The sequence below is a fragment of the Shigella sp. SIG3 genome, from assembly GCF_053555855.1.
The window spans coordinates 1-18,266 of record NZ_JBQZXE010000075.1; the positions used below are offsets into that span (position 1 = coordinate 1).

Below are 18,266 nucleotides of genomic sequence, written 5' to 3' on the forward strand. Positions count from 1 at the left end.
TCAAATCGGATTTCACTATATAATCTCACTTTATTTAAGATGAATCCGATGGAAGCATCCTGTTTTCTCTCAATTTTTTTATCTAAAACCCAGCGTTCGATGCTTCTTTGAGCGAACGATCAAAAATAAGTGCCTTCCCATCAAAAAAATATTCTCAACATAAAAAACTTTGTGTAATACTTGTAACGCTACATGGAGATTAACTCAATCTAGAGGGTATTAATAATGAAAGCTACTAAACTGGTACTGGGCGCGGTAATCCTGGGTTCTACTCTGCTGGCAGGTTGCTCCAGCAACGCTAAAATCGATCAGCTGTCTTCTGACGTTCAGACTCTGAACGCTAAAGTTGACCAGCTGAGCAACGACGTGAACGCAATGCGTTCCGACGTTCAGGCTGCTAAAGATGACGCAGCTCGTGCTAACCAGCGTCTGGACAACATGGCTACTAAATACCGCAAGTAATAGTACCTGTGAAGTGAAAAATGGCGCACATTGTGCGCCATTTTTTTTGTCTGCTATTTACCACTACTGCGTCGCGCGTAACATATTCCCTTGCTCTGGTTCACCATTCTGCGCTGACTCTACTGAAGGCGCATTGCTGGCTGCGGGAGTTGCTCCACTGCTCACCGAAACCGGATACCCTGCCCGACGATACAACGCTTTATCGACTAACTTCTGATCTACAGCCTTATTGTCTTTAAATTGCGTAAAGCCTGCTGGCAGTGTGTATGGCATTGTCTGAACGTTTTGCTGTTCTTCTGCTGATAGTGGTCGATGTACTTCAACATAACGCATCCCGTTAGGTTCCACGGAATATTTCACCGGTTCGTTGATCACTTTCACCGGCGTTCCCGTCCGCACGCTGGAGAACAAGGCTTTAATATCCGGTGCATTCATGCGAATACACCCTGAACTGACGCGCAAACCAACGCTGTCCGGCGCACTGGTGCCATGAATGAGGTATTCGCCATTACCATGCGCGAGGCGCAGTGCGTAACGTCCTAGCGGGTTATTTGGTCCGGCAGGAACGACTGGCGGTAATTTAATGCCACGCTCCAGCGAACGCTGACGAATGCCTGCCGTAGGCGTCCAGGTTGGGTTAGGGATTTTCTGCCCAACACGCGTTTCCATCACCGGCGTTTCCAGCCCCTGCAATCCAATACCTATTGGATAAACCTGCACAATATTTTCTCCCGGCGGATAATAATAAAGGCGCAGCTCTGCAAGGTTAACGATAATCCCCTGACGCGGTGCATCAGGTAATAACAGTTGTGAAGGAATAGTTATCGTCGTACCAGGTTTTGGCACCGGGGCGATAGTGTTATTGGCTTCAAGGATCAACATTGCCGCAGTATCAAAACGTCGGGCAATAGCCTGAAGGTTTTTATCCCCTTCTTGCACCGTATACGTTTGATTTTGCCCAACCAGTCGGCTTCCGGTTGGTGGTAGCGGATAATCAACCGCCCAGGCAGCCTGGATGGCGCTAAAAGCGCCGATAAGCGTGAGTGTAAGCAAAGACGCGCGTTTCATTGTAAACCTCCTGTATTTGCCGGAGACTCACGCTGAAACGTCGGATGGTGCTTATGTTCACCTGAAACCAAAACACTCCTGTGCAGGTCAGTGTAAACATTGACCATCCGGCAATGTGAGCCAACCGGATGAAAGCTGTCCCTTTAGTTTAGCTAAGTGCAGCGGCTTTGGCGCGAATTGCGCGAATCATCGCTTCCAGACCTTGTGAACGAGATGGGGTGAGATGTTGGGTGAGCGCCATTTTTTCAAACCACGGACGCACATCGAAATTGACAATATCCTGCGGCGTCATCTGATCGTAGAGAATAAAGACGACCGCAATAAGCCCTTTCACAATCGCCGCATCGCTGTCGCCCTGCAATTCAATAATTCCCTGCGCATTCTGGCGCATGACAATCCACACCTGACTCTGGCAGCCCTGAATGCTATTTTGTGGGCTTCCGTCTTCGGCGCGTAATTCTGGCAGACGCTGGCCCAGCTCAATAATGTAGAGATATTTCTCTTCCCAGTTGGCGCAGCGTAAAAAATTACGCAGCAATTTTTCTTTATCCGGCAATAAAGCCATAGTGCCTCCCTGTTATCCCAGCAGACGGTGAATACGTTGCAGGCCGGTCACCAGACGATCCACTTCTTCATGGGTGTTATACATGGCCAGCGACGCCCGACACATCGCAGGGACGTTGTAATAGGCCATTAATGGCATAGCGCAGTGATGTCCGGTACGCACAGCAATGCCGTAATTATCGAGAAAACTGCCAACATCATAGGCGTGGTGTTTACCGAGATTAAAAGCAATAACGCCAAGCCTGTTTTGTTGGCCATAGAGAGTGAGATCCGGTACAGATTCCAGCTGTGATAGCGCATAATGCATCAGATTCTGTTCATACTCGGCTATGCTATTAAGCCCCAGCGCCGAAACATACTCCAGCGCCGCGCCAAGACCAATGATGCCCCCGGTATTGGGTGTACCGGCTTCAAACCGCCATGGTGCTTTGGTCCAGGTAGTGCCTTCACTCAGGCTGACGGTGGCGATCATAGAACCGCCCCCTTCCCACGGCGGCATCTCCTGCAACAAGGCTTCTTTCACATAAAGAATGCCAATTCCGGTGGGGCCATACAGTTTATGCCCGGAGAACACGTAAAAGTCGCAACCCTGCGCCTGAACATCCACCGGATGATGCATCACCGCCTGAGCGCCATCCACCAGCACTTTTGCGCCATGCTGGTGCGCAAGCGTGATCATTTCCGCCAGTGGATTTTCTGTGCCAAGCACGTTGGAGACATGAGTAATTGCCAGCAGGCGAGTTTTCTCATCAAACAGCGTAGGCAGCGTCTCCAGTTGCAGCGTACCGTCGGGGTTGAGAGGGATCACACGCAGCTCTGCGCCAACGCGTGCGCAAAGCATCTGCCAGGGGACAATGTTAGCGTGGTGCTCCATCTGACTGATGATGATGTTATCGCCCGCCCGCACATTGCTGTTGCCCCAGCTATTGGCGACCAGATTGATCCCTTCCGTCGTGCCGCGGACGAACACCAGCTCTTCCGCCGAACGGGCATTAATAAACAGCGATGCCCGCTTGCGCACGTTCTCCATTTTCTCGGTCGCCTGGGCGCTTAAGGTATGAATACCGCGATGCACCGCCGCGTAGCCATGACGATAAAACTCGGCCTCGGCGTCAATCACCTGGCTCGGTTTCTGTGCACTGGCGGCGCTGTCGAGATAAGCCAGCGGCAAACCGTTTACCTCACGCGAAAGCACCGGAAAGTCGGCCCGCACTTTGTCGACGGAAAAAGTCATCTTGCACCTCCTGGCAGCCGTTGACCGATTCGGGCCAGCACCTGCTGTTTAAGCCCCTCATCACGCAGTGCTTCCGTCAGTTCGGCAGCAAAGGCGTAAATGATCATCTGCTGGGCATCCTGCTGATTGATCCCGCGCGAGCGCAGATAGAACATCTGTTCATCATCAATACGCCCCACCGTCGCGCCGTGGCTGCATTTCACATCATCTGCATAGATTTCCAGCTGCGGTTTTGTATCCACTTCCGCCAGTTTGCCCATCAGCAGATTATTGTTGGTCATCTGACCATCCGTTTTGATGGCGTGCTGCGCGACGTTGATCAAACCGTTAAATACCGCGCGGCCTTTGTCGCTGACGATAGTTTTGTGCAACTGTCGGCTGTTACAAAAACCTTTATTGTGTTCCAGCCAGGTACGGGTATCACACACCTCGTTTTTCACCGGCATCGCCAGGCTATTGATCCGCAGCGTGCTGTTTTCGCCATTGAGTTGCGTACTGGTGTTGTGTCGTAACACTGCGCCACCCAGCAGGAAACTATGGCTAAATGCGGTGGCATCGTCAGCCAGCAACAAATCGTTATGGGCAAAGTGGTGACTGACCGGGTTTTCAAACGCCAGCTTGATATGCTGCAAGTGGGCGTTCGCTGCGACATTGATAGTGAACCGTGCCCCGGTAAAATGACGAGCATCATTAAGGCTGACAAAATGTTCGATCACCGTTGCTTCGGCACCTTCCGCCAGATCCAGATGATGCCGGTAATGGGCAGTGTTCACCTCTTCACCTGCCACGCCCTGGGTGATATGCATTAACAGCAATGGCTTTGCCGGCCGTTGACCGCGCTTCACGGCGATATGCGTCACGCTTTGTGCCAGGCTTTCCGTCAAATGCAGAAACACTTCCGCCTGAATAGCGTCGGGTAACCCCTGACGGTCGTCGTTAATGCTCACTTCATATCCGCTGCCTTCAATTGCATCGCTCAGCGCGGGCACGTAACGTCCATCGACAAACACCAGCCGCACGGCGTCTAACGTTAACGCTAAGGCATCACGCTGCTGTGGGGATATATCTCCCGCAATGCTGACAAACTGACTATTGGTCAGCCCTTCCAGCGGCGTATATTTCCAGTTTTCATGTTTACGTGTCGGCAGTCCGGTACGCAGCAATTGTTGTAAATGCTGCTGTGCTTGCGGTGAGCGTTTTGTCCCTTCAGCTTCAAACAAGTGATGCCACTGTTGCAGCGCATTACTGCTGTTCGGTAAGCCAGCCATAACCCTGCTCCTCCAGTTGTTTGACCAACGTGAAATCGCCGGATTTCACAATTCGTCCCTGATATAGCACATGAACGTAATCAGGCTTGATGTAGTCGAGAATGCGTTGGTAGTGCGTAACAATGATGAATGAGCGCTTGCCATCACGCAGCGAGTTCACGCCATCGGCGACCACTTTTAATGCGTCAATATCCAGCCCGGAGTCCGACTCATCAAGAATGCATAACTCCGGTTCCAGCACCGCCATTTGCAAAATATCGTTGCGCTTTTTCTCGCCGCCGGAAAAACCAACGTTTACCGAACGGGTTAATAAATCTTCCGGCATCTTCAGGAGAGCGATTTTCTCTTCCATCAAATCCTGAAAATCAAAGCGGTCGTGCGTTTCCTGGCCGCGATAGCTGCGCACTGCATTAAGTGCCGTTTGCAGGAAAAACTGGTTACTGACGCCTGGAATCTCCACCGGATACTGGAAGGCCATAAAGATGCCTTCGCCTGCACGATCTTCCGGCGACAGTGCAAGCAAATCTTTGCCTTTGAACTCAACCGTGCCGCCCGTCACTTCATAATCTTCGCGCCCGGCAAGCGTTGCCGATAAAGTACTTTTGCCCGAACCGTTTGGCCCCATAATGGCGTGAACTTCGCCGGGACGAACGTCGAGGCTTAATCCACGCAGGATAGCTTTATCTTCCACGCTGACGTGTAAATCTTTAATACTTAACATGTTTATTCCTTATCCGACGCTGTGTTCAAGACTGATGGCGAGGAGTTTTTGTGCTTCAACGGCAAATTCCAGCGGCAGTTCTGAGAACACGTCTTTGCAGAAACCGTTAACAATCATCGAGATGGCGTCTTCTTCGCTGATCCCGCGTTGCAGGCAGTAAAACAGTTGATCTTCACCAATACGTGATGTCGTTGCCTCGTGCTCCAGTTGTGCGCTGTTATTGCGACATTCGACATACGGGAAGGTATGCGCCCCACAATTAGCGCCAATCAGCATTGAGTCGCACTGAGTGAAATTGCGCGCATTGGTTGCCGTCGGCATGATTTTCACTAAGCCGCGATAACTGTTCTGACTATGTCCGGCAGAGATCCCTTTCGAGATAATGGTCGATTTGGTGTTTTTACCGATGTGGATCATCTTGGTGCCGGTATCCGCTTGCTGATGACCGCTGGTCAGCGCCACTGAGTAAAACTCACCAATGGAGTTATCGCCGCGCAAAATGCAGCTGGGATATTTCCACGTAATCGCTGACCCGGTTTCTGATTGCGTCCATGACATTTTGCTGTTTTCGCCTTCGCACAAAGCACGCTTGGTGACGAAGTTGAGAATACCGCCGGTGTTGTTATCGCCAGGGAACCAGTTTTGTACCGTGGAATATTTCACCTCGGCGTTTTTATGGATGATGACTTCCACCACTGCCGCGTGCAACTGATAGCTGTCACGCACCGGAGCGGAACAGCCTTCAATGTAGCTGACGTAGCTGTCTTCGTCGGCCACCAGAATTGTGCGCTCAAACTGCCCGGTTTTTTCCGCGTTAATGCGAAAATAGGTGGAAAGTTCCATCGGGCAGCGCACGCCTTTAGGCACATAAATAAACGTACCGTCAGAGGCTACCGCCGCATTAAGTGCTGCAAAGAAGTTGTCATTCCCCGGCACCACGGTGCCGAGATATTTACGCACCAGTTCCGGGTGATCGTGGATCGCCTCACCAAAGGAACAGAAAATAATTCCCTGCTCCGCCAGTTTTTCGCGATAAGTGGTGGCAACCGAAACAGAGTCGAAAATGGCATCCACCGCCACCTCTTTGCCTTCCCGCACGGGAACGCCCAACTGCTCAAACGCCGCCTCCACCTCTTTACTTAAAAAGGCGTTCGCGCCAGTTTGCTGCACCGCGCCAGGTTCAGACGCGCAAGTGTCGTCACAATTACCGCACGATGGTGCTGAGTAGTAGCTGTAATCCTGATAATTCAGCTTGTCGTAGTGCGCTTTCAACCAGTGCGGTTCTTCCATCTCCAGCCATGCGCGATAGGCGTTTAGACGAAACTCCAGCATCCACTCCGGCTCATTACGCTTCGCCGAAATTGCGCGCACCACCTCTTCGTTTATCCCCTTTGCCAGCTCATCGGTGGCTAACTGGGTGAAGAATCCTTCTTTATAATTCAGCGGGCCGCCGGTCCAGGTTTTGACATCGTCAGTTGCTTCAGTATTACGAGACATAGTACCGCCTATACCCTAAAGCTTTCGCCACAGCCACATTCATTCTGGGCTTTAGGGTTGTGAAATTTGAATATCTGATTAAGTCCTTCACGAACGAAATCGATTTCCGTGCCATCAATAAACGGCATCGATTGCAGCGGGACAAACAGCTTCGCGCCGTCGTGTTCAAACAGCAGATCGTCTTTGTCCGGCTCGCTAACACTGTCGAGCACATAGCCAAAGCCCGCGCAGCCCGTTTGCTTCACACCTAAGCGCACGCCGACCATACCTGGCTGCTTTGCCACCAGCTCGCGGATGTGTATCGCCGCTGCGGGTGTCAGCGTTAAGCCTTGCCAGGCGAAATCCTGTGGGTTAAAGGTTCCTGAATGCATGTCCATCTATTTACCTCACTTCATCGCTTTCAGCGTATAACAGCATGTTAGTGATAATGATTATCAGTTCAACCCAGCAAACGCAGGGGCTTTACCGTAAAACATGCTTTTTGCCTGCTTTTAATAAGCATAGCCCCTGATGTGTGGGTTAACAGGCACGCTAAGAATTAGGTATCTCATTGTTAGATAATGGTTATTATCTAAGGAGCATTAAGGCTGTGATGAAAAAGAAAAAGTTGTATTGAAAATGACTATTTAAGAGATAGGTAAAAAAGTGCAGCGTTCAGAAATAAGAAAACCCTTAAGTCTGTGCGACACAGGCTTAAGGGTTTCTACCCCATCCGGCGCTTATCTCCGGCACTCTCAGTGGCTTAGCTCTTGAAGGGGCGATAAGAATAATCTCATAAAGCTAACCCGCCGTTTTAACACAAACTGCGATTAGTATTATTTTTGAACAATATCAGGCGGTAGATAAGCAGTATTAAGAAGGTCATCGAACCTGGACGGAGGTTAATCCAGGTCGATTTGGCGAACTTGCGGCATTAAGTCAGGATCAATGCACGCCCAGACGCCAGGCAAAGTAGATTTCTTCTTTTAATTCAGCAGAAGAGAGAGTAAGCAGGTCAGCAAATTCAAGTTCTAGTTGTTTCAGACGTTTGAGATATTGGGCAGGTGAAAGATTGCTCTGGTCACGGCGTAAAAATTCAATGGCCAGCTGGGTGGGATCAAGTTGAGTAGACATAGCATCCTCGCTTTTAGACAAGACCTGCACAGTATACCACCGTTTACTGTGCAGATAATGACCAAAAGCAATATGCGTCACACTTTTCTGGTGACAACGTCACAAAATGGCGGTCGTCAATCGTGACGAACAGCACAAACGCCCTTTCTCATCGAAGATTTCAATCTGCCAGACCTGGTGACGCGAACCGAGATGCAACGGTTTACATATGCCGCGCACCCGCCCTTCTCGTGCCGAGCGGACGTGATTAGCATTGATTTCCAGACCAACCACTTTTTGCTCACCTTCGGTACATAAATAACCGGCAACGGAACCGATACTTTCGGCCAGTACCACGGATGCTCCTCCATGCAGCAACCCGAAAGGCTGCTTTGTCCGCGAGTCTACTGGCATTGTCGCTTCAAGGGTGTCATCACCAATATGTTCAAAGCGAATATCCAGGAACCCCACCATGTTTCCTTCACCCATAGCATTCAGTGCTTCCAGGGTGATTTTCCGTTTCCATATCATTTAATAATCTCCAGTAAAGCCTGCACAGGATGGCGTACCCCCGTGCCTTCAACCCGTTTTACCTGGCTACGGCAGGAATATCCGGTCGCCAGACAGCGGTTACGCGGCAGTCGCTGCATAGCCTGATGCCAGGATAACTCATAGATCCCGAGCGAATTTTCATGGTTTTTCGCTTCATGTCCGTAAGTCCCTGCCATGCCGCAGCAACCCACGCTGACATTTTCCAGTTTCGCGCCAAAACGGGCAAATATCGCGGCCCATTGTGCTGGCGCGCCCGGCAAAGCGGTAACCTCGGTACAGTGACCAAAGAAATACCATGATTCACCGCTGACTGTAGCCACTGGATGTGACTCAAGTGCGCTTGCCAGCCATTCATTCGCAAGTAAGACGTTAAACTCGCCACGTTCCTCGCCCAGCGCCAGTTTATATTCATCGCGATAACAAAGTACCAGCGCCGGATCGACGCCCACCATTGGCATCCCAAGCTTAGCCATACGGTTGAGGAAATCCGCCGTCTTTTTCGCCGTCTTCGCAAAACGATTAAGAAAGCCTTTGATATGCTGGGCTTTGCCATTTGGCGAAAATGGCAGTAACACAGGCTGGAAACCTAATTTTTCAACCAGACGGACAAAATCCGCCACCACTTGCGCATCGTAATAGCTGGTAAAGGGGTCCTGCACCACCAACACCGTGCGCGCTTTCTGCTCTGCATTGAGAGCTTCAAGCTGTTCCAGCGTCATGTTTGCCGAGCGATGCCCCACCATTTGTTGTTGTAGCGAGGGGACCGACAGCAGTGGCAAATCAACCATGCCGATATGTTTTTCCGAGAGTTTGCGCACCAGCGGCTGGTTAATGAAGAAGTTAAAGGTTTTCGGCGCGCGTGCCATCAGCGGTGCGTAGCTCTCGACCGTAGCAACGAGGTGGTCGCGAAGCGGGCGTAAATAACGGGTGTGATAGAGCTGCAGAAAACGAGAGCGAAACTCCGGCACATCAATTTTGATGGGGCACTGGGTCGAACAAGCTTTACAGGCCAGACAGCCCGACATCGCCTCTTTGACTTCGTGTGAGAAGTCATATTCGCCTTTATTCGCATGCCAGCTATTGCGCGTGCGGGCAATTAACGTCCGCAAACTGACGCCGGATTCAGGCAGTTCTTGTTCCAGTTTGAGTGGGTCAACGCCGCGATCCGCCAACAAGCGCAGCCATTCACGCACCAGCGTTGCGCGCCCTTTCGGTGAATGAATCCGGTTCTGGGTGATCTTCATCGACGGACACATCGGACTACGGGCATCAAAGTTGAAGCATAAACCGTTGCCGTTACACTCCATCGCACCGCGCCACTGCTGGCGTACCGCAATGGGGATCTGCCGATCGAATGTACCGCGCTTCACCGCGTCCACTTTCATCATCGGCGCATCGAGACCTTCTGGCGGGCAAATCTTCCCTGGGTTGAGTCGGTTATGCGGGTCAAATGCCGCTTTCACTTTGCGCAGTTCTGCAAAAAGTTCCTCACCGAAAAACGCCGGGCTGTATTCAGCGCGAAAACCTTTGCCGTGCTCGCCCCACAACAAACCACCGTATTTCGCAGTCAGCGCCACCACGTCATCAGAGATTTGCTTCATCAAAATCTCTTGTTGCGGATCGCACATATCCAGTGCCGGACGGACGTGCAAGACACCTGCGTCGACGTGACCGAACATACCGTAGCTTAAGCCGTGGCTGTCGAGCAGCGCGCGAAATTCAGCAATATAATCGGCCAGATGTTCCGGCGGTACGCAGGTATCCTCAGCAAACGGAATTGGCTTAGCGGCACCTTTGGCATTGCCAAGCAGACCAACGGCTTTTTTGCGCATCGCATAGATACGTTCAACCCCCGCCAGCTCGCGGCACACCTGCCAGCCAATCACACCTGCCTGTTGGCTAGCAATCAGCTCATCAAGCCGCACACAGAGTGCATTAACTCGCTCGTCAATCAGCGCCTCATCATCACCAGCAAATTCCACAATGTTCAGTCCGAGCATCTCTTTGTCAGGCACATCGGTAATCAACTCGCTGACGGAATGCCAGACAATATCTTCCCGCGCCAGATTCAGCACTTTTGAGTCCACCGTCTCTACCGAAAGCGCCCGCGCCTCAACCATAAACGGCGCGTTACGCAGCGCAGAGTCAAAAGAGTCATATTTGACATTCACCAGACGGCGCACTTTAGGCAAGCGCGTAATATCCAGCCGCGCTTCGGTAATAAAGGCCAGCGTCCCTTCTGAACCCGTCAGAATGCGCGTCAGGTCGAACTCGGTCATCTCATCGTTAAAGACATGACGCAGATCGTAACCGGTAAGAAAGCGGTTAAGTTTGGGGAAGTTGTCGATGATTAACTGGCGTTGCTGACGGCAACGTTGATAAACCGTGTTATAAATTCGCCCGATTGTGGTATTGGATTTACCCAGCGTTTCCGCCAGCTCGACGGGTAAAGGTTGCGTATCGAGAATATCGCCCCCCAACAACACCGCGCGTACGCCAAGTACGTGATCTGACGTTTTGCCATAGACCAGCGATCCCTGACCGGATGCATCGGTATTGATCATCCCACCGAGCGTTGCCCGGTTGCTGGTCGAAAGTTCCGGCGCAAAAAAGTAGCCGAACGGTTTCAGGTACTGATTGAGTTGGTCTTTTATCACCCCGGCCTCAACGCGCACCCAGCCCTCTTCAGGGTTAATTTCGATGATGCGGTTCATATGGCGGGACATATCAACAATAATCCCCTGGTTGAGCGCCTGACCGTTAGTGCCGGTGCCGCCGCCGCGGGGGGTAAAGATCAGCGATGAATAGCGTTCCTGCGCGGCAAGACGGGCGATCAGCACCACATCTGCGGTTGAACGCGGAAATACCACCGCATCGGGGAGAAGTTGGTAAATACTGTTGTCGGTCGACATTGTCAGACGATCGGCATAACTTGTCGCCGCATCGCCGGTAAAACCTTGTTGCTCCAGCTCTTGCAAAAAATTAAGCACCAGTTGAACGACGCCGGGTGCCTGGGAAATCTGTGGAATCATTATATTGACCCTTTCCTGCGGTCTGTGATGTAGGTCGATACACTATTCTTTCAGGCGGCTGCAATAGCGCACTGAAAGGTGATGTTTATTTACTCTATGGATTTCGAGTTGCAGGAAGGCGGCAAGCGAGTGAACTCCAGGAGCTTACAATAGTAAGTGACTGGGGTGAACGAACGTAGCCGCAGCACATGCAACTTGAAATACGACGAGTAAATCGTTTGCGTGTTGCCTGAGTTGTTGTACCACATTTTTTTCTAACACGCCCATCAGAATTAAGGACAGAATCGGCCTGTTAAAAACCGCTGAAATTGCTCATCATTATGCAGGTGAGTTTCGCGTGTCCACGTCGCGTCGACGATTTGACGCACAAAAAAGGTGAAAAGTAGTTATGGTAAATGTTCGTCAGCCCAGGGATGTCGCACAAATTCTGCTTTCGGTGCTGTTTTTAGCCATCATGATTGTGGCATGTCTGTGGATTGTTCAACCCTTTATTCTCGGCTTTGCATGGGCCGGTACGGTGGTTATCGCCACCTGGCCGGTATTGTTACGTTTGCAAAAGATCATGTTTGGCCGCCGCTCTCTCGCCGTTCTGGTGATGACGCTGTTATTAGTGATGGTGTTTATCATCCCTATTGCTTTGCTGGTTAACAGTATCGTCGACGGCAGCGGCCCGCTAATTAAAGCCATTTCCAGCGGCGACATGACGTTACCCGATCTGGCGTGGCTTAATACCATTCCGGTGATTGGCGCGAAGCTGTATGCAGGCTGGCACAACTTGCTGGATATGGGGGGTACGGCGATCATGGCGAAAGTCCGCCCTTATATTGGCACCACCACCACTTGGTTCGTTGGGCAGGCGGCGCATATCGGGCGCTTTATGGTGCATTGTGCGCTGATGCTTCTCTTCAGTGCCCTGCTGTACTGGCGCGGTGAACAGGTGGCACAAGGCATTCGCCATTTTGCAACCCGTCTGGCAGGCGTTCGCGGAGATGCCGCCGTGCTGCTGGCGGCACAGGCTATCCTCGCGGTGGCGCTGGGTGTGGTGGTGACGGCGTTAGTACAGGCAGTGCTTGGCGGTATCGGCCTCGCCGTATCCGGCGTACCTTATGCAACGCTGCTAACGGTGTTAATGATCCTCTCCTGCCTTGTCCAGCTTGGCCCGTTGCCGGTACTGATTCCGGCGATTATCTGGCTCTACTGGACCGGCGATACCACCTGGGGAACGGTATTGTTAGTGTGGAGCGGTGTGGTTGGCACGCTGGATAACGTCATCCGCCCAATGTTAATTCGCATGGGTGCCGATTTACCGCTGATCCTGATCCTCTCTGGCGTTATTGGTGGTTTGATTGCTTTCGGGATGATCGGTCTGTTTATTGGTCCGGTTCTGTTAGCCGTTTCCTGGCGTCTGTTTGCCGCGTGGGTGGAAGAAGTCCCGCCGCCGACGGACCAACCGGAAGAAATTCTCGAAGAACTTGGCGAAATCGAGAAACCGAATAAGTAATTTCTCATCAGGCGGCTCTGCCGCCTGATTGTTAATCACCGCTAATTGATATTTGCTTGCTCTTCCCCATATTTTCCTGCTTACCGCCATTCAGCTGGTAGTACCTGTCGCAAATTCTTTACAGTTTTTAAACTAATGAGACGAATCTGATCGACGCAAAAAGTCCGTATGCCTACTATTAGCTCACGGTTATAAATCAACATATTGATTTATAAGCATGGAAATCCCCTGAGTGAAACAACGAATTGCTGTGTGTAGTCTTTGCCCATCTCCCACGATGGGCTTTTTTTTAACATTTTTCCGCTTCGCTACCTCGCCCCTCACTCTTTCCAATAATGTTGCACAAGATACTGTGACTCTCTTCAAGCCGTCAGCAGGCTGATAATGTTATTTATATTTTATTGTTTATTTCATGCAGCCATTACACGATGAACGCTTATGAACTCCAGGCACTCCGCCATATTTTTGCCATGACTATTGATGAATGCGCGACCTGGATTGCCCAGACCGGTGACAGTGAAAGCTGGCGTCAGTGGGAAAATGGCAAATGCGCCATTCCTGATTGTGTAGTCGAGCAACTGTTGGCTATGCGTCAGTAACGAAAAAAACATCTTCATGCCATCATAGAGAAAATAAATAACCGCATCGGCAACAACACCATGCGTTTTTTCCCCGACTTAACCGCGTTTCAACAAGTCTACCCTGATGGCAATTTTATTGACTGGAAGATCTATCAATCGGTAGCCGCTGAATTATATGCACACGATCTGGAGCGGCTTTGTTAATTTTTCCACAGAAAGGAATTGTCGTTGTTACAACAATAATGAATGGATACTGACACAACATCGCTACACTTTTTAAAGCACCTTTGCTAAGTAGAACCTATGAAAAATCCCTATTACCCTACCGCACTTGGGTTGTATTTTATTACCTGGTGCATGGTATGGGCGTCATTTTGATGAGCCTGAATATGGCCTCGCTGGAGACACTTTGTCAGACTAATGCCGCGGGTGTCTCGATAGTTATCTCATCGCTGGGCATTGGTCGATTAAGTGTCTTGCTTTTTGCAGGATTATTATCCGATCGCTTTGGTCGCCGCCCTTTTATCATGCTCGGAATGTGCTGCTATATGGCCTTCTTTTTTGGCATCCTGCAGACCAATAACATCATTATCGCTTATGTTTTTGGCTTTCTGGCGGGAATGGCAAACAGTTTTCTCGATGCAGGCACTTATCCCAGTTTGATGGAAGCTTTTCCACGCTCACCTGGGACAGCCAATATTTTAATTAAAGCATTTGTTTCCAGCGGACAATTTTTATTACCGCTAATCATTAGCCTGTTAGTGTGGGCTGAACTGTGGTTCGGTTGGTCCTTTATGATTGCTGCAGGCATTATGTTTATTAACGCTCTGTTTTTATACCGTTGTACGTTCCCACCCCATCCGGGTCGTCGCTTACCTGTCATAAAGAAAACCACCAGCTCTACGGAACATCGCTGTTCAATTATCGATTTAGCCAGTTATACCTTATATGGCTATATCTCAATGGCAACGTTTTATCTGGTTAGCCAGTGGCTGGCACAGTACGGACAATTTGTTGCAGGCATGTCATACACTATGTCGATCAAACTACTCAGTATCTACACCGTGGGTTCGCTGCTTTGTGTATTTATTACCGCTCCACTCATTCGTAATACCGTTCGCCCAACAACATTACTGATGCTGTACACCTTTATCTCATTTATTGCTCTGTTTACCGTCTGCCTGCATCCCACATTTTATGTGGTGATAATATTTGCTTTTGTCATTGGTTTTACCTCTGCTGGAGGTGTTGTGCAAATTGGCCTGACGTTAATAGCTGAACGTTTCCCTTACGCTAAAGGTAAAGCTACAGGGATCTATTACAGTGCGGGCAGTATTGCGACCTTTACTATTCCGTTGATTACGGCTCATCTGTCCCAAAGAAGTATTGCCGATATTATGTGGTTCGATACTGCCATCGGTTTTTTACTGGCACTGTTTATCGGCTTACGCAGCCGCAAAAAAACGCGGCATCACTCGCTAAAGGAAAATGTCGCTCCGGGTGGGTAATGCAATATTCTTTTCAGGTCATGCAAGATCTTACGGATAAATAACTCTTTCTGCGCTAACTAAGGAAAATCGCGATCAAAAACAAACTATGACATGCAATATTCCTGGAAACATAAACTTTATGCCATGTACCCATGGAAAATCATCTTCAGTATAGTAATTATGTAAACCGTCGGAGAACAATACGTACGGTAACGAAATTATCTTTCAGCACGCCATTTATCCTGGCTGTTCTTTGTATTTACTTCAGCTATTTCCTGCACGGCATTAGTGTTATTACGCTTGCCCAAAATATGACATCTCTGGCAGAAAAGTTTTCCACTGACAACGCGGGCATTGCCTATTTAATTTCCGGTATCGGTTTGGGGCGATTGATCAGTATTTTATTCTTCGGTGTGATCTCCGATAAGTTTGGTCGTCGGGCGGTGATATTAATGGCAGTAATAATGTATCTGCTATTCTTCTTTGGTATTCCCGCTTGCCCGAATTTAACTCTCGCCTACGGTCTGGCAGTGTGCGTAGGTATCGCTAACTCAGCGCTGGATACGGGTGGCTACCCCGCGCTCATGGAATGCTTTCCGAAAGCCTCTGGTTCGGCGGTCATACTGGTTAAAGCGATGGTGTCATTTGGGCAAATGTTCTACCCAATGCTGGTGAGCTATATGTTGCTCAATAATATCTGGTACGGCTATGGGCTGATTATTCCGGGTATTCTGTTTGTACTGATCACGCTGATGCTGTTGAAAAGCAAATTCCCCAGCCAGTTGGTGGACGCCAGCGTAGCTAATGAATTACCGCAAATGAACAGCAAACCGTTAGTCTGGCTGGAAGGTGTTTCATCGGTACTGTTCGGTGTAGCCGCATTCTCGACCTTTTATGTGATTGTGGTGTGGATGCCCAAATATGCGATGGCTTTTGCTGGTATGTCAGAAGCTGAGGCATTAAAAACCATCTCTTATTACAGTATGGGCTCGTTGGTCTGTGTCTTTATTTTTGCCGCACTACTGAAAAAAATGGTCCGGCCCATCTGGGCTAATGTATTTAACTCTGCGCTGGCAACAATAACAGCTGCCATTATCTACCTGTACCCTTCTCCACTGGTGTGTAATGCCGGCGCCTTTGTTATCGGTTTCTCAGCAGCTGGCGGCATTTTACAGCTCGGTGTTTCGGTCATGTCAGAGTTTTTCCCCAAAAGCAAAGCCAAAGTCACCAGTATTTATATGATGATGGGTGGACTGGCTAACTTTGTTATTCCGCTGATTACCGGTTATCTGTCGAACATCGGCCTGCAATATATCATTGTTCTCGATTTTACTTTCGCGCTGCTGGCCCTGATTACCGCAATTATTGTTTTTAGCCGCTATTACCGCGTTTTTATTATTCCTGAGAATGATGTGCGGTTTGGCGAACGCAAATTTAGCACCCGGTTAAACACAATTAAGCATAGAGGTTAAAGGAGTTAATTATGGATGTTACCGCAAAATACGAATTGATTGGATTGATGGCTTATCCTATCCGCCACAGTTTATCGCCTGAAATGCAGAATAAAGCCTTAGAAAAAGCGGGATTGCCATTTACCTATATGGCCTTCGAAGTGGATAACGATAGCTTTCCCGGAGCAATTGAAGGATTAAAAGCCCTCAAAATGCGCGGAACTGGTGTGTCGATGCCGAACAAACAACTGGCGTGTGAATATGTTGATGAATTAACGCCAGCAGCCAAACTGGTGGGTGCCATCAACACCATCGTTAATGATGATGGCTATCTGCGTGGCTATAACACCGACGGCACGGGCCATATTCGCGCCATTAAAGAGAGCGGTTTTGATATCAAAGGCAAAACGATGGTGCTGTTAGGGGCCGGAGGTGCCTCAACGGCGATTGGCGCGCAGGGGGCAATTGAAGGTTTAAAAGAAATTAAACTCTTTAACCGTCGGGATGAGTTCTTCGATAAAGCCCTCGCCTTCGCGCAGCGGGTTAACGAAAACACCGATTGTGTCGTCACGGTTACCGATCTCGCCGATCAGCAAGCCTTTGCTGAAGCCCTGGCTTCCGCCGACATTTTAACCAATGGCACAAAAGTAGGTATGAAACCCCTTGAGAATGAATCATTGGTTAATGATATCAGTCTGTTACATCCGGGACTGCTGGTCACTGAATGCGTGTATAACCCGCATATGACGAAGTTATTGCAGCAGGCACAACAAGCTGGTTGCAAAACGATTGATGGATACGGCATGTTGTTGTGGCAAGGGGCTGAACAGTTCACGTTATGGACTGGCAAAGATTTCCCTCTGGAATATGTTAAACAGGTCATGGGGTTCGGTGCCTGACAGGCTGACCGCGTGCAGAAAGGGTAAAAAATGAAAACCGTAACTGTAAAAGATCTCGTCATTGGTGCGGGCGCACCTAAAATCATCGTCTCGCTGATGGCGAAAGATATCGCCCGCGTGAAATCCGAAGCTCTCGCCTATCGTGAAGCGGACTTTGATATTCTGGAATGGCGTGTGGACCACTTTGCCGACCTCTCCAATGTGGAGTCTGTCATGGCGGCGGCAAAAATTCTCCGTGAAACCATGCCAGAAAAACCGCTGCTGTTTACCTTCCGCAGTGCCAAAGAAGGCGGCGAGCAGGCGATTTCCACCGAGGCTTATATTGCTCTCAATCGTGCAGCCATCGACAGCGGCCTGGTTGATATGATCGATCTGGAGTTATTTACCGGCGATGATCAGGTCAAAGAAACCGTCGCCTACGCCCACGCGCATGATGTGAAAGTTGTCATGTCCAACCATGACTTCCATAAAACGCCGGAAGCCGAAGAAATCATTGCCCGTCTGCGCAAAATGCAGTCCTTCGACGCCGATATTCCTAAGATTGCGCTGATGCCGCAAAGTACCAGCGATGTGCTGACGTTGCTTGCCGCGACCCTGGAGATGCAAGAGCAGTATGCCGATCGTCCAATCATCACGATGTCGATGGCAAAAACTGGCGTAATTTCTCGTCTGGCTGGTGAAGTATTTGGCTCGGCGGCAACTTTTGGTGCGGTAAAAAAAGCCTCTGCGCCAGGGCAAATCTCGGTAAATGATTTGCGCACGGTATTAACTATTTTACATCAGGCATAAGCAATAATATTTCGGCGGAAATACCCTCCCCCGCCGAAATAAAAAAAGTATTTTTAACCGTATTT

General features: G+C 49.8%; 15 protein-coding genes, 1 other RNA gene and 2 pseudogenes. 8 read left to right on the forward strand and 10 right to left on the reverse strand.

The genetic code is table 11. The features are described from left to right. Positions 1-225 precede the first annotated feature (225 nt). On the forward strand, positions 226-462 hold the full coding sequence (gene lpp / locus ACUU1I_RS13675; RefSeq protein ID WP_000648420.1) for a murein lipoprotein Lpp: 237 nt from the start codon (positions 226-228) through the stop codon (positions 460-462). 63 nt (positions 463-525) lie between these two features. On the opposite strand, the gene ldtE is transcribed toward lpp, so the two are convergent. The 10 genes from ldtE to ydiJ all read right to left on the reverse strand — a co-directional run bounded on the left by ldtE (position 526) and on the right by ydiJ (position 11,490). Further along, positions 526-1,530 carry a L,D-transpeptidase LdtE gene (gene ldtE / locus ACUU1I_RS13680; RefSeq protein WP_000817104.1) on the reverse strand — a complete coding sequence of 335 codons (1,005 nt, stop codon included), beginning with the start codon at positions 1,528-1,530 and terminating at the stop codon, positions 526-528. Positions 1,531-1,678: 148 nt separating this feature from the next. Further along, positions 1,679-2,095 carry a cysteine desulfuration protein SufE gene (gene sufE / locus ACUU1I_RS13685; RefSeq protein ID WP_001196515.1) on the reverse strand — a complete coding sequence of 139 codons (417 nt, stop codon included), beginning with the start codon at positions 2,093-2,095 and terminating at the stop codon, positions 1,679-1,681. 12 nt (positions 2,096-2,107) lie between these two features. Next, positions 2,108-3,328 (reverse strand): cysteine desulfurase SufS, encoded by a 1,221-nt coding sequence (sufS, locus tag ACUU1I_RS13690; protein WP_000144586.1) that lies wholly within the window; start codon positions 3,326-3,328, stop codon positions 2,108-2,110. Beyond that, entirely contained in the window at positions 3,325-4,596 is a 1,272-nt protein-coding gene (gene sufD / locus ACUU1I_RS13695) for a Fe-S cluster assembly protein SufD (RefSeq protein ID WP_000907988.1), read from the reverse strand. The genes sufS and sufD overlap by 4 nt, the downstream gene beginning before the upstream one ends. Next, positions 4,571-5,317: a Fe-S cluster assembly ATPase SufC gene (gene sufC, locus ACUU1I_RS13700; RefSeq protein ID WP_000948869.1), complete on the reverse strand. Its 747-nt coding sequence runs from the start codon at positions 5,315-5,317 to the stop codon at positions 4,571-4,573. The genes sufD and sufC overlap by 26 nt, the downstream gene beginning before the upstream one ends. A gap of 9 nt (positions 5,318-5,326) precedes the next feature. Continuing rightward, positions 5,327-6,814 carry a Fe-S cluster assembly protein SufB gene (sufB, locus tag ACUU1I_RS13705; protein WP_000089364.1) on the reverse strand — a complete coding sequence of 496 codons (1,488 nt, stop codon included), beginning with the start codon at positions 6,812-6,814 and terminating at the stop codon, positions 5,327-5,329. Positions 6,815-6,822: 8 nt separating this feature from the next. Next, the gene (gene sufA, locus ACUU1I_RS13710) at positions 6,823-7,191 is read right to left on the reverse strand and encodes a Fe-S cluster assembly scaffold SufA (protein WP_000367162.1); all 369 of its coding nucleotides are present in this window, start codon (positions 7,189-7,191) and stop codon (positions 6,823-6,825) included. A 547-nt stretch (positions 7,192-7,738) separates the two neighbouring features. Further along, on the reverse strand, positions 7,739-7,927 hold the full coding sequence (locus tag ACUU1I_RS13715) for a YdiH family protein (RefSeq protein WP_001296104.1): 189 nt from the start codon (positions 7,925-7,927) through the stop codon (positions 7,739-7,741). 99 nt (positions 7,928-8,026) lie between these two features. After that, positions 8,027-8,437, reverse strand: coding sequence for a 1,4-dihydroxy-2-naphthoyl-CoA hydrolase (gene menI / locus ACUU1I_RS13720; RefSeq protein WP_000637981.1), 411 nt, complete (start codon positions 8,435-8,437; stop codon positions 8,027-8,029). Continuing rightward, on the reverse strand, positions 8,434-11,490 hold the full coding sequence (ydiJ, locus tag ACUU1I_RS13725; RefSeq protein WP_000612935.1) for a D-2-hydroxyglutarate dehydrogenase YdiJ: 3,057 nt from the start codon (positions 11,488-11,490) through the stop codon (positions 8,434-8,436). The genes menI and ydiJ overlap by 4 nt, the downstream gene beginning before the upstream one ends. A gap of 388 nt (positions 11,491-11,878) precedes the next feature. On the opposite strand from ydiJ, the gene ydiK reads away from it, so the two are divergent. The 7 genes and pseudogenes from ydiK (at position 11,879) to aroD (ending at position 18,201) form a co-directional block, all read left to right on the forward strand. Continuing rightward, a complete protein-coding gene (ydiK, locus tag ACUU1I_RS13730) occupies positions 11,879-12,991 on the forward strand; it encodes an AI-2E family transporter YdiK (protein WP_000248629.1) in 1,113 nt (370 codons plus the stop codon). A gap of 185 nt (positions 12,992-13,176) precedes the next feature. Continuing rightward, positions 13,177-13,284: antisense sRNA RprA (rprA, locus tag ACUU1I_RS13735), an RNA gene on the forward strand. 135 nt (positions 13,285-13,419) lie between these two features. Beyond that, positions 13,420-13,776, forward strand: a pseudogene (locus tag ACUU1I_RS13740) (YdiL family protein). A 99-nt stretch (positions 13,777-13,875) separates the two neighbouring features. Further along, positions 13,876-15,080 (forward strand): annotated as a pseudogene (locus ACUU1I_RS13745) (MFS transporter). A gap of 182 nt (positions 15,081-15,262) precedes the next feature. Beyond that, positions 15,263-16,534, forward strand: coding sequence for an MFS transporter (locus ACUU1I_RS13750; protein WP_032157081.1), 1,272 nt, complete (start codon positions 15,263-15,265; stop codon positions 16,532-16,534). A gap of 11 nt (positions 16,535-16,545) precedes the next feature. Then, positions 16,546-17,412 (forward strand): quinate/shikimate dehydrogenase, encoded by an 867-nt coding sequence (gene ydiB / locus ACUU1I_RS13755; protein ID WP_000383469.1) that lies wholly within the window; start codon positions 16,546-16,548, stop codon positions 17,410-17,412. Positions 17,413-17,442: 30 nt separating this feature from the next. Further along, complete coding sequence (aroD, locus tag ACUU1I_RS13760; RefSeq protein WP_000860162.1) at positions 17,443-18,201, forward strand: type I 3-dehydroquinate dehydratase; 759 nt, start codon at positions 17,443-17,445, stop codon at positions 18,199-18,201. Positions 18,202-18,266 lie beyond the last annotated feature (65 nt).

Coding starts and splice junctions, on each gene's coding strand:
- lpp (WP_000648420.1), top strand. CDS start 226: ATGAAAGCTACTAAACTGGTACTGGGCGCGGTAATCCTGGGTTCTACT.
- ldtE (WP_000817104.1), bottom strand. CDS start 1,530: ATGAAACGCGCGTCTTTGCTTACACTCACGCTTATCGGCGCTTTTAGC.
- sufE (WP_001196515.1), bottom strand. CDS start 2,095: ATGGCTTTATTGCCGGATAAAGAAAAATTGCTGCGTAATTTTTTACGC.
- sufS (WP_000144586.1), bottom strand. CDS start 3,328: ATGACTTTTTCCGTCGACAAAGTGCGGGCCGACTTTCCGGTGCTTTCG.
- sufD (WP_000907988.1), bottom strand. CDS start 4,596: ATGGCTGGCTTACCGAACAGCAGTAATGCGCTGCAACAGTGGCATCAC.
- sufC (WP_000948869.1), bottom strand. CDS start 5,317: ATGTTAAGTATTAAAGATTTACACGTCAGCGTGGAAGATAAAGCTATC.
- sufB (WP_000089364.1), bottom strand. CDS start 6,814: ATGTCTCGTAATACTGAAGCAACTGACGATGTCAAAACCTGGACCGGC.
- sufA (WP_000367162.1), bottom strand. CDS start 7,191: ATGGACATGCATTCAGGAACCTTTAACCCACAGGATTTCGCCTGGCAA.
- ACUU1I_RS13715 (WP_001296104.1), bottom strand. CDS start 7,927: ATGTCTACTCAACTTGATCCCACCCAGCTGGCCATTGAATTTTTACGC.
- menI (WP_000637981.1), bottom strand. CDS start 8,437: ATGATATGGAAACGGAAAATCACCCTGGAAGCACTGAATGCTATGGGT.
- ydiJ (WP_000612935.1), bottom strand. CDS start 11,490: ATGATTCCACAGATTTCCCAGGCACCCGGCGTCGTTCAACTGGTGCTT.
- ydiK (WP_000248629.1), top strand. CDS start 11,879: ATGGTAAATGTTCGTCAGCCCAGGGATGTCGCACAAATTCTGCTTTCG.
- ydiB (WP_000383469.1), top strand. CDS start 16,546: ATGGATGTTACCGCAAAATACGAATTGATTGGATTGATGGCTTATCCT.
- aroD (WP_000860162.1), top strand. CDS start 17,443: ATGAAAACCGTAACTGTAAAAGATCTCGTCATTGGTGCGGGCGCACCT.